Origin of the sequence: Bacillus sp. V26 (assembly GCF_034296245.1) — a bacterium.
Taxonomy (GTDB): domain Bacteria; phylum Bacillota; class Bacilli; order Bacillales; family Bacillaceae; genus Bacillus; species Bacillus halotolerans.
The window spans coordinates 1,151,749-1,164,565 of sequence record NZ_JAXKQF010000001.1; the positions used below are offsets into that span (position 1 = coordinate 1,151,749).

Sequence of the window (12,817 nt, forward strand, 5' to 3'; positions counted from 1 at the left end):
ATTAACTCCCTTCTATGATGTTTTGCACACTCTTAAAATCCAATTTCCCTTGCGCCACCTCTTGCATCAAACCGATGATTTGCTCGTCAGTGTACAGGCTGTTGGTTTGATTTTGCGGCAGGGCCTCCGCGCTTCGGTTTTTTCCTTCAGCTTTTAAAGCCACATAAGCAGAAAGCGCTTGGATTGTCTGGAATTCAAGAAGCTCCCGGCCGGTCAGCTTGATCTGAATGGTCTTTTCTAAATGACGCATCAGCTTTCGGCCAAGAATTGAATCCATCCCGTATTCTTGAACGTTTCTTTTGAAACTGATTTGATTCCGTGACAGGCTCAGCTCTCGTTCCAGAAATTGTACGATGATGTCTTGAATGTGTTTCTCTTCATTGGACTCGTCAGTCTCACTTCGGGCGACTTGTGACGATGGCCTAATATTCTTATCTGTTGAGATCCAATAGCGTTCCTTTGCAAATGGATAACCAGGTAACGGAACGATACGGACATTATTATCTTCATGGAGCAGTTCCCAAGAAATATGATTTCCTTTCGTCCACCAATCTGCTATCTTTTTAAAATCTTTTTCTATGACGACCGTTTTCAGAGATGTTTCATCTCGTTCTTCTGAAATGTCTTCCGCATTCCCTGTATAAAAGGATGTAAATTGGCCGAATGATTCACCATTCTTCACCGCTTCTGCAAATTCCTTCAATTTTCGCACCAGTTGTTCCTGATTATTCACTACGATCGCCAGTCTTGTTTCCATTGCTTTTCTTCCAACCTGGAGTGTATACGCAACATCAGATAATGAAAGGTTGTCATTCTGCTCTGCATACTCAAGCATTTGCAGAACAGCATCGTGAAGCCGATCCTCATTCTGAGCAGAAAGCACGATAACTTGCGGACATTCGGTTGGCTCTTGATGCGCGGATGCCTGCTCATCCGGAATGTATTCTTCAATTACTGCATGCGCATTCGTACCGCTGATGCCCGTTGTGCTGATTGTCCCCATCCTCGGATTATGATTTTTTCTGATCCATGGCTGGTTCTCTTTGTGAAGCACAAAAGGGCTTTCTGCAAACTGAATATAGGGATTGCTCGATTCACATTCATGGGTAGCAGGAATGGTTTGATTTTTTATAGCCATCAGCATACTGACCAAAGCAACCACACCGGAAGCTGCAAATGTGTGTCCGATTAATGATTTAATCGAGCCGATGGTGCAGAATTGCTTCTGTTTCGTATATTTGCTGAACGCACCCGTCAATGCCTGTACTTCAAGCGGATCTCCCAGATTTGATCCAGTGCTGTGCGCCATCACATATTGAATATCCAGCGGATTGATCTGATATTTGTCATAAATGCTTTCTATTAATTCCGCCTGGCTAAAAGGATTGGGAGCTGTCATTCCATTGGTTTTGCCGTCATAATTCACGCCGCTTGCTTTTATACATCCATAAATGTGATCTTGATCTTCAATTGCCTTTGATAATGGTTTCAGCAGAACAGCTGCTACCGCTTCACCAGGCACAAGCCCATTGGCATCCTGGTCAAACACTTTGCATTGTCCATCTGGAGAAAGCATTTCTGCCTTTGTCAACGCCTCATAAGACATTTGAGAAATATTCAGACTGACGCCTCCGGCTAAAGCCATTTCACAGTCTCCCTGACGCAAGGCTGCGCAAGCCTGATGAATGGCTACAAGTCCTGAGGAACATGCTGCCGTCAACGCCATATTAGGTCCTTTTAAATCTAATGCATATGCAATTCGCGCAGCCAATGTGGCGTTTTGAGTGCCGGTAATGTAATCCGTATCATCGGTTAAGTGGGCATATTCTCCTTCTTCCACACCCACATAAACGCCGCAGGACTTTCCTTTAATCCGGTTTCCCATATATCCTGCGTCCTCAAATGTATGCCATGCTTCTTCAAGAAACAGTCGCTGGCGCGGGTCCATACTTTCGGCTTCTTTAGGCGATATGTGGAAAAACAGCGGATCAAATCGGTCTATGTCTTTCAAAAATGCGCCCCATCTCGGCACTTCTGCTTTCTCTGGATGTCCTTTGACTTCACGCCAGTCCCAGCGGTCTTTCGGAATTTCTGAAATGCATTTTTTTCCGTTTTTCAGATTGTTCCACAATTCATGAACCGATTCAGCTTGAGGAAACCTGCCGCTCATTCCGATAATGGCGATAGGCTCTGTGTAAAGCTGCCTGCCGCTTCTATGGCTGTTTTCTGATTGGAGTGCTGCAGAAACCGGCACTTCAGCTTCAGCCTGATTCTGAGTATCAGATGCATCACCCCGGTAAAATTCCTCGATCAGGCCTTTATGATCCGTTAAAAAGAAGCGGATCAATTCTTTTAAAGTCGAATAGCCAAAAAATAAAGCAGGCGTTATCTCGACTTTGTAATAGTCAGTTAACACGTTCGAGAATTTAGCCAAGTAGATGGAATCAAATCCAAAGTCGGCCCAGTTCTTATTCAAGTCTAGCTTGTCTTTTGAGATCTTAAGCAAGGTGTGAATATGCGTTTTCAAATCCATTTCCAAACGTTTTTCAACGCTTAGGTTCTTCATCCCGCCCGATGTTTCTTGTGCAGGCGGGGCTATCATGTCCGGTTCTGGAACGGCACGTTCAGTCATTCCTAAAAAGCGGCGGACCCGGCTTGGCTGACCGGCTATGATAAGATGCTGCGCATCCTGCTGAGACAAAATGTGTTCAAACATACGTATGCCTTCTTCCGCTTCTAAGAAGCGCTGACCGCTTGACTTCAGGTACATCTCGGTAGTTTTGGCATTCCCGATTGTCATCCCGCCGTCCTTCCAAACAGGCCAGTTGATAACAAACGTATTGCCGCGATGAAGCTCGTTTCTGTAATGTGCATAAGCCATTTGGAACCGATTCCCTACCGCATAATCACAAAAACCAAAGTCTCCTAAAATAGCAGAAGACGAAGAGAAGTAACAAATAAAATCCAGGGTTTCTTTTTTAAACCACTCGTCAAGCGCGATCGTTCCATTGATTTTCGGTTCAATAATGCGCTTGAAGCTATCCATCTCTTTTTCAAAAATAGAGGCCCCGCTCTCGATACCGGCGGCATGAATGACACCATGGATGGTGCCGTACCGGTCTTTTCCGCGTTTCACGCAGTCTCCCATTGCGATCGGATCACACACATCCGCCTCTGCATACATGGCTTCGCCGCCTAAATCCTTCAATGCTTTTAGCTGCTTTTGTTTTTCTTTATTGATAGGCGTTCGTCCTGTCAGAATGATGTTCGCGGCATAGTTTTTAGCCAAATGCTTGGCGAATAAATAACCGAGCCCTCCTAACCCGCCTGTAATCAGGTAAGTTCCCCCGGACTTCAATTTGCTGTTGCCTGACTGTAACGTTGTCTGTTCAATCTGACATACATAACGTTTCTCATTCTGATACAAGACGGTTTGTTCAGTTGAAGCCTGTAATTCCGTCCAGATCTTACTTGTCCAATCATCCATTGATTCTTTTGGGATTTGATCAGCATCCTGAAAGATTCCTGTCACTTTCGTATTCGGAAGGACTAGCCCGAGTGAACGTTCAAATCCTATCCATGATTCCAGATAACTTCGGTCAAGACCATTTTCAAAACATCCAGCCAATAACACACGGGCAGGTTGAAGCTTCGCGGCCGCCATAGCTTGCAATAAATAGACTGCACAGGAATAATCCTGACTATAGCTTGAATCCTCCGTCGCCCATAAATAGAGGATTGCATCCGGTTCTCCATGTTCTTCCTGAATCCTACGGAAGGCTTTTTCAAAAGTGCTGGGATCCTTCCGTACAATTTGATAAGAGTATTGAGACTGTTTGCCGTACGTTTCGCCTTGAGAAACAAATATGACCTTGGTCTCTGAATCAAAGCTTTTCACAGCTGAAGCAAATGCTTGTTGCTTGTCTCTGTCAGTCAGAAAACAGACGAGAGTTGTGAAGCTTTTCGATGTGAGAGACACCTGCTGTTCTTTCCATACTTCTTTAAAGGTCATCACCTCGAAGTCTTCTTGCTCTTGGTGTTCTATATTGTTTTCAAAGGACGTTGTTCTCTTTTCAACACCTGATGCCCAGTAATGTTCCTTCGCAAATGGATATGTCGGCAGGCTGATTCGGATCGGCTTATGAGCTCCGTACAGCTTTGTCCAGTCAAAAGACAAGCCCTTCACCCAAAGATCCAGTAATTTCGTAAATTTCCCTTTGCTCATCCAGGCGTCTATCATCTTCTCCGTATCTTCATCAGCTGATAAGAGCGCTAATGCTTGTTTATTATCGTCGATACGATCCAGATACAGATCCTCTGCTTTCATTTCTATAAAATCTTGCAGCTTGCTCTCTAGATCTTCTATTGATTCGGCAATAAAGCCAAGCCTTTCCTCCATTGCTTCACGGCCTGTTTGCAGCGTAAAGGCAATCCGGACCAGATCTGATTCACTGTACCTTTTTTCGCGAACGGCAGTGAGCAGCTGCTCCGCTCTTTCTTGAAGCCGTTCACTGTTTTTCGCTGACAGCACGATCAGAGCAGGAGGATGAGCTTGAGGTGTTTGTGCCCCGGTTTTCGGAATATATTCTTCTAAGATCAGATGGGCATTTGACCCGCCGGCGCCAAAACTGCTTAATCCGGCGCGTCTTGGCACTTCCCGACCGTCAATGATCGGCCGCTTCCATTCACCAAGCTTTTGCTGAACGATAAACGGAGTTTGACTGAATTCAATATTTGGATTCAAACGCTCAGCATGCAATGATGGTGCGATTTGACCGTATCTAAACTGAAACAGTATTTTTGTCAAACCGGCGATGCCGGCTGCACTTTCACAATGACCAATATTGGATTTGCTGGAGCCGATCGCACAGAACTGTCTTTCTTGTGTATCTTCCTCAAACGCTTTTGTTAATCCAGCAATCTCAATCGGATCTCCTAAGGCAGTGCCTGTTCCGTGTGCCTCCAGATAACTGATCGTTCTGGCTGGGATATTGGCATGCTGAATGGCTTCTTTAATCAGCTTGGCTTGGGCATTCGGATTTGGAACCGTATATCCGTTGGTTTTGCCTCCGCTGTTAATGGAGCTGGCCTTTATCACCCCATATATATGGTCACCGTCTTCTATTGCTTTTTGCAAAGGCTTTAAAATGACGGCCCCCACTCCTTCTCCGTCAACAAACCCATCTGCGTTATCACCGAATGATTTACATTTGTCAGTTTCAGAGAGCATGTTCATGACAGATAAGTTCTGATAGTGAACAGGGTCGACAACTAAATTGACGCCGCCGGCAATGGCGCACTCACTTGATCCGCTGTAAATGCTTTCTAACGCCAAATGGATCGCTGTCAGAGAAGACGAACATGCTGTGTCAACAGCAAGGCTCGGGCCTTGGAAATTCAGCAAATAGGATACCCTGTTGGCAATGGACCAATAGCCGTAGCCAGTAGGATAATTTTTGTTCATTACTCCGGCAAAGACGCCGACTTTTCTGCTTGAGCAGAGCGAGTCTGGCGTGTATCCCGCATCTTCAATACTCGCATAGGCGGTTTGCAGGAATAATCGCTCCTGAGGGTCCATTCTTTCTGCTTCTAGCGGAGAAATTTGAAAGAATAAAGGATCAAAAGTATCCATACCTTTGATAAATCCGCCCCATTTTGTATAAATCGAGCCTTCTTTTCCTTTTTCTTTATCGTAATAAGCTTTCCAATCCCAGCGGTCTTTCGGGATTACCTCTATACAATTTCTTCCTTCTTTTAGATTGTTCCAAAATTCTTCTGCTGTCTCCGCCTGAGGATAACGCCCGGATATGCCGATAATGGCAACATCACGGCTGACCGGTGCTTGTGCCAGTGATGATGCTTCTTTCCCGCGGCTGCGGCCAAGCTTACGATAGCGCCGGGTTGTGTCAGGCGCCTGCCCAGCCTTCTGAGAAGATTTGTTATTGATTGCTACCGGCTTGTCATTTTGCACTTGACGGTCAAGGCCTGTCAGTCTCAAAAGTGCTTCTTTTTTCGTTTTGATTAAGTGTTCCACTAACGCGTCTATTGTCTGATACTCAAAAAATAAAGTGCTGCTCACATGGTCCAGTTCCTTACGCAATGTATTCGTGAGCTGAACAACGACAATGGAATCGATGCCATACTTTTCAAGCTGTTCAGATGAATCAATTTTACTTGCAGGGATTTTCAATGTTTGTCCGATTAGTTTTTTCATATACTCGGTGCTTTTTTCTATCAAGACGGCATCATTTGATGATCCGCCTATCTCTGAAGCTACGTTTTGGACAGATGCCGGCTCCTTCCTCGCTGAAGAAAAATCCTTTTCTGCAGGAGGCGCCATATCCATAGCCATACGGCGCACCACTCCGTTGCTTGAGGCTGCGATGATCTGGTGACTGAGGTCATGTGCTGCTTCTGCCGGGAAGAACACGGATTCAAATCCTTCGCTTTCTAAGGCCTCTTTCCATTTGTTTGGATATAGACCAGGACAGCCGGGAATTCGCAGCGCAGGATCTTCATACAGCCACCAGCCTTCCAACAGTCCGAAGGTGATGTGTGGAAACAAGCTGTTTCCCGCCATTTCATTTAGTAACAGCAATCCGTTGTGCTTCATGACAGCTTTTGCATGCCGCAGCGTTTGGCGAATATTTTTTGTCGCGTGAAGGACATTAGCGGCAATTACAACGTCATAGCCGCCTGCCTCGATTTCCTGCTGATCGATCGGTTTTTCTACGTCAAATAGCTGATATGTCAGGTAAGGGTTTTCCGCCCCATACTCTTTTTCTGCATGCAGCAAAAACGCCTTTGAAAGATCTGTATAACAATATTCTCCTATATGATCTTGATAGGTTTTCAGTTTTTGAAAGATTCCGGCACTCGTGCCGCCAGTACCTGCGCCTATCTCCATAATGCGAATGGAGGTTTTAGGGTCCTGTTTCAGCCGTTCATCTACGTAAGCTGTTAACGTATCAGCGAGCACTGTATTGAAGTAGTCTGCAACTTGGTTATGCTTGTAAATACCTTCCACCAATTCCATTGACGAATGAGGGAACATGATATCCGTCGCAGGCACCTTCCCTGTCAGGATATCCGGTAATGCTTTCAGCATGGCCTCAGCTAATACAACCATCGCTTTTGTGTTGCTGTCTTGGAGCCATTCTGATTTTTTTGCATCCCATTCATTCCAAAGCATGTCTATATCCTCTGCCTTGTCCTTCCTCACCAAAGAATCTCCATCTTTTTTAAGGTAGTCTTGCTGCAGAAGGAATTCGCTGCTTTGCTGGAGCCATTTTTCATAAAACTCACGAGTATTGTTGTTTCGTTGAAGACGTTCAACCGATAATGTATGACCATCAAACAGCCCGGCCGTCTGCAGCTGCGCTAACAGAAGTCTGTAAAGGAGAGCGTCCAGCTCCTCGTGTGTTACTCTTTTTATTTTCCGTGTTTCCGGCAGGCGTCTCTTCAGGCTTTCGGCGTCTATCGAAGGCTGCTGCGGGTAAAGCGTGATGAATTCCTTCTGATTCACGCCTTCGACTGCAACAGGTTTAGTCGTATGAATGAAAGCCGTTTGGCTGACAGGCCCTGAAAGCAGGGCTTCTAACGCTCTCATCCCTTCCTCAGGTTCAATTAAGCCTAAGCCAATTTGATTCATGAGCTGTACATAATTTTCATCTTCGGCCGCTTCCCTGTTCCCCCAATATCCCCAATTCATGACGTTAACGGGACAACTCCAGCTTTGGGACAGCCGGTAAGCAAATGCATCTGCAAACGCACAGCCTGAGGCATAATGGCTTTGCTTCACATTTTTGATATGGGACACTAGCGAAGAGAAAAATAGAACAAAATCCAAATCCTCCTGCTGAAATACTTGGGCCATATGAACACTTACATCCACCTTTGCCGCCAATCCAGTTCTGAATTCTTCGAGCGTCATATTTTCCAGGCTTTGTTCAAATAAAACCATTGCAGAATGAACGATCCCATGAATATGAGGATGGCGTTTTTTCACTTGTTCATAAGCCTGCTGCAATGAATGCATATCCGCAGCATCGGCTGCAATATAGTAAGGCGCAGGTCCAAGTGCCGAGAGACGGTTTAATTTTGCCTGGATGGCATCATTGATTTGACTGCGTCCAATCCAAATGATCTGCGCCTGATAGCGGCGGATCACATACTCACTCCACGCCTCTCCGATGTACCCAGCTCCTCCAATAACCACATACACTCCGCCGGTTCGATATAATGTATCATTTGACGGGGATTGCTGATAGGGAATCAATTGCTGCTGATGCCATTGGTAATTCCGATAGGCCCACGCGTGCCCAAGACGGTCTGCAGGGAGTGTAAACATCTGTTTGATCGGCCAAGTGCAGCCTTCTTCAAGGTCAATCAGTCGGATCTTCCAATGCGGATATTCCTTAGCCATTGTGCCAATGAGTCCATGAATGCTAGCATGAGCAGGATTGACAGCTTCATGCTGAGTAATCGGCTGCGCTTGGACGGTGACAATGGACCATTCCAGCTTTTCCCCGCCATAGCCTAATTGAAGAAGTGCTTTCACAAGCTTAAATACGTGAAGAACGTTTTCTTCCTGTTCTTCAATAAACATCTGCTCTGAGTGTAGCGGGGCAATCCACAGTACATGGTCAATGCTGCCGCACGCTTGCAGCTTGTTCACTATCGATTCCATGTGATCTGCCAGCTGGATATCCAAAACCACAGCCTGAGGATAGTATTGTTTCATTAACTTCTGTTCGTGCTCAGTACCCCCTAATAAAACGGCTTGTCCACCGGCAGCCGAGACACCGCTCTCCGCATTTGGAGACACTGGTTCCCAGACAGGAACCATCATCGTATGTCCTATCGATGAAGATCCCGCTGCTATTGCTTCCGGAGATTGAGGTTCTCCTTCCAGCGCTCTAATGGAAGCCCCCTTCATTTGCACACAGACATTCCCGTCTTCATCGCATAGATCAATATCATACTTTCTGATTTTGTCCTCTGCCTTACTGTCTGAACTGAATCTAATATAAGACCACATTTCAGAAGGGCAAGGGGCAAGAATGTTAAGTTCCTGCATTGCAAACGGCAGAGACAGCTTATGGACTTGAGCATCTGTATTGACTGAGCTAACGATAAAACCAATCGATGCATGGAAAGCGGCATCCATCAAACTCGGATGGAGCATGAATTGCTTCTTACCGTCTTCCAAAAAAGCGGGTAAGGAGATTTTTGCAAGCAATTGTTCGTGTCCGGTAAGCACTTTTTTAATCCCTTGATAGCCCTCTCCATAGTCAAGCCCTATCTTCCGAAACGCCGCATAGCATTGCTCTGATGTCACTGTGTCCAGACTGCATTCCGCCTGCAGCGCTTTAATATCTAAAACAGGAATGTCCGGTTCAGCCCCTAGGATTGCAGTCCCTTGGCTGTGTATCATCTGGTTTTCATCTTTGCTGTAAATCTCATAGCTGATCTCTCCGCTCTCCTCAGGATAAAGGCCAATATGTATCTCTTTTGGTTCACTTTCAATCGCGATAGGACGAATCCAGACGATGTCTCTGAGCGACACAATTCTTTGTCCATCTTCCAGATCACCCGCTGCTTTTTCCGCTGCTTCCCTTGCCATTTCTAAATAGGCAACACCCGGCAGGATTTTCTGTCCCTGCACAACATGATCTGATAGAAAAAATTCCTTGCCTGTGAAGCTAGAGCTAAAGCGCTGCTCAGAAAAGTCTGACGTATTCCTATGCAGTAGCGGATGTAATGCAGAATTCGTTGTTCTGCCGCTGATTTTCGTCTCAGGTGCCGGTATCCAGTAGCGTTCTTTTGCAAACGGGTAGGTTGGAACACTTATTTTAAGCGGCTTGCGAGCGCCGTAGAGTTCATCCCAGTTGACCTGTTTTCCTTGAACCCATGATTCCGCGATGTTCTTCAAATCTCCCGCTTTTGCCCCGGTAAACCCTTGGCCCTCTTTGGCCTGTCCGGTCCAGCAGCGATCGGCTTCTTCACCTTTTACAAATGCTTGAAGTTGATGAATTAGATCCTTTATGTCTTTCGCGATGAAGGCTGCCCGCTCCTCCATTTCCACCCGTCCTGCCTGCAGTGTATAAGCAAGCTCAAAAAGATTAATCTCCTCGTGAAGAAACTCAATGAGTTTGCCGGCGTATGCTTGCAGCCTGTCTATATTTCTCGCCGACAAGGGAATAATTGCCTCTTCATATTTCACCGAAACAGAAGCTGAGTCGTTCTCTGCCGGGATGTATTCTTCCAAAATGATATGCGCATTGGACCCTGACGCTCCAAACGAACTGACACCGGCACGGCGGGGATACTTAATCTCCATTCCGTTTTCTGTCAATGCCGGTTGCTCCCATTTCTTTGCTTCGCGCTGAACAAAAAACGGTGATTGATCCAGCTCCAAATAAGGATTCAGCTCTTCTGAGTGTAGGGATGGGACCAGCGTTTTATAATACAGCTGCAGAACGGTCTTCGTTAACCCGCTGATGCCGGCTGCAGATTCAGCATGGCCAATATTTGATTTCACAGAACCGATCGAACAAAATTGCTGATCCTGCGTATTTCGGCTGAAAGCCTTCACCAATCCTTGAATTTCAATTGGGTCTCCTAAAGAGGTGCCGGTGCCATGCGCTTCCACATAGCCGACCGTACGCGGATCGATTCCTGTTTTTTCTAAGCAAGTTTCTATAACATCGGCTTGCGCTATAGGGCTCGGAACCGTAATGCCGCTGACTTTGCCTACATGATTAATGGCACTTCCTTTGATGACGGCATAAATCCGGTCACCATCCTGTTCAGCTTTTCGCAGAGGCTTTAATAATACCGTTCCAACCCCTTCTCCAGAAACGTATCCGTCACCCCCTTCGCCGAATGTATGACAATAGCCGTCGCTCGAGTGCATCCCCACACTGCCATAGCTGATATATTTAGCCGGATGCAGAGATAAATTGACACCCCCTGCTATCGCAGCCCCACATTCCCCATTCCGGATGCTTTCTATCGCCAAGTGAATGGCAGTCAAAGAGGATGAGCAGACCGTGTCCACCGCCATGCTCGGCCCATGGAAATTACAGTAGTAAGACACTCTATTGGCGATTTGCGCATAGTTCAGGGACAAAGGAAATGGATTTTGTTCGGATAAAGCTTCAGCACCTATAAGGGAATAGTCCTTATGCATGACACCGGCAAAGACGCCGACATGCCGTCTTTTATTAGCGCCTCGCTGTGCAGCAATTGTCTCAGGCGTATAACCTGCATCTTCAATGGCTTCCCAGCATGTCTCTAAAAATAAGCGTTCTTGAGGATCCATGGTTTCTGCTTCTCTGGGAGAAATTCTGAAGAATTGCGGATCAAAGCAATCGGCATCCTCAATGAACCCGCCCCATTTTGAAAAGGGCTTTCCTGAAGGTGTTGTCAGTTCATCGAATTCCTTCCATTCCCACCGTGATTTCGGAATTTCACTGATGCAGTCTGTTCCAGCCTTAAGATTTTCCCAAAATTCTTGTATGTTTTTCGCCTTAGGATAACGGCCTGCCATCCCAATGATCGCAATGTCCTCCGCTTTTTTTTGCGGGGAAGAAGGAGCATCTAAAGACTCCGGCAGTGATGCAGGAGACTGGCGGACAGCATCGTCCGCCTCTCCAAACAAATAGTTTTCAGCCAAATGCGCTGATAATTCTGCAATCGTTGTATATTCAAACAGCAAAGTGGGAGAGAGATCTTCTCCAACATGAGATCCTATCGCCTGAACAATTTCAAGCAAGGATGGCGAATCTAACCCAAGCTCATAGTACCCGGCGTGAATATCCATTTGTTCTGCCGGTTTTTCAAGCTGTTCAGCCAGCAACTGACGCAGTAACCTTTCAAACGCATTGTATTTCCGGCCAGCGTCATGAGAGACAGAAGTTTCTTTTACCACTCTCTCTTCCTGGAGCTGATCGATTTCTTTTTCAGGCTGAAAGGCCTTCGCATCCCGGACAGACTTGCTTGCGAAGTTTTTAAGTTCGGCTATTTTTTGTCCAGAAGAATTAAAATATTCAATGGTCATATAAGTAAGCTCGTTTTTCTGGCGCACGGAGGAAGCCTGAATGCGCGCCGCACATTCTTTTTGTAATGGCTCCGAAGCTGTAAAGGATTCGAAAAACAAAGGCAGATACACAGTCTGTTCGTTTTTATTTACACTTGAGAGCAAGCCGCTTGACCCTAAACCGCTGCCGTCGATGAGCGCCGGATGAAACATAAAAGCCTCAGAATGAAGCAATGCTTCTTGTCCGACAGATACATCAATCAAAGCGGCCTCTTTTGTTTCATATATCTGTCCTTCTGCTTTCATCATGCCTGTATGCACTAATTCTTGACGGCGGCATTGATCATAGATGTCGTCCAAATTCAGAATTCGTCCGGCCGCTTTTTTCCATTGATGAAGGTCAATCTTTTCCGTGAAAGCAGCTGGTGCTTTATGATGCATCTCAGCCGAAGCATATCGTCTATGACCTGATAACGACTCTCCATGCTGTTTTTGCCCTTCAATGAAGATGGACCATGTCCCTTTTTTGCTTTCAGACACTTGGATTGTCAGGGCAATGTCATATGATGCTTCCGCGATCAAAGGATAAAAAATGGTCAGATTTTTCAGTTCTAGCTCTTGATAAGCGTAACCATGTTCTTGGAATACTTGATAAATCAGATCTATATAAGCAAGGCCGGGTAATAACGCTTGTCCATATACCTTGTGATTGCACATGATAGGATTATTTAATGAGATGCGCAGTTGTTCAGTTATCATGTTCCCACTCCTCTC

At 45.9% G+C, this 12,817-nt stretch carries 1 protein-coding gene; it reads right to left on the minus strand.

Going from position 1 to position 12,817, the window contains the following annotated elements; translation table 11 throughout:
- Nucleotide 1: 1 nt before the first annotated feature.
- On the minus strand, nt 2–12,802 hold the full coding sequence (locus UJ203_RS06055) for an SDR family NAD(P)-dependent oxidoreductase (protein ID WP_322009118.1): 12,801 nt from the start codon (nt 12,800–12,802) through the stop codon (nt 2–4).
- Nucleotides 12,803–12,817: the final 15 nt, after the last annotated feature.

What these genes read in the sequence shown, in the direction of transcription:
- UJ203_RS06055 (WP_322009118.1), bottom strand. Translation starts at nt 12,802, where the DNA reads ATGATAACTGAACAACTGCGCATCTCATTAAATAATCCTATCATGTGC.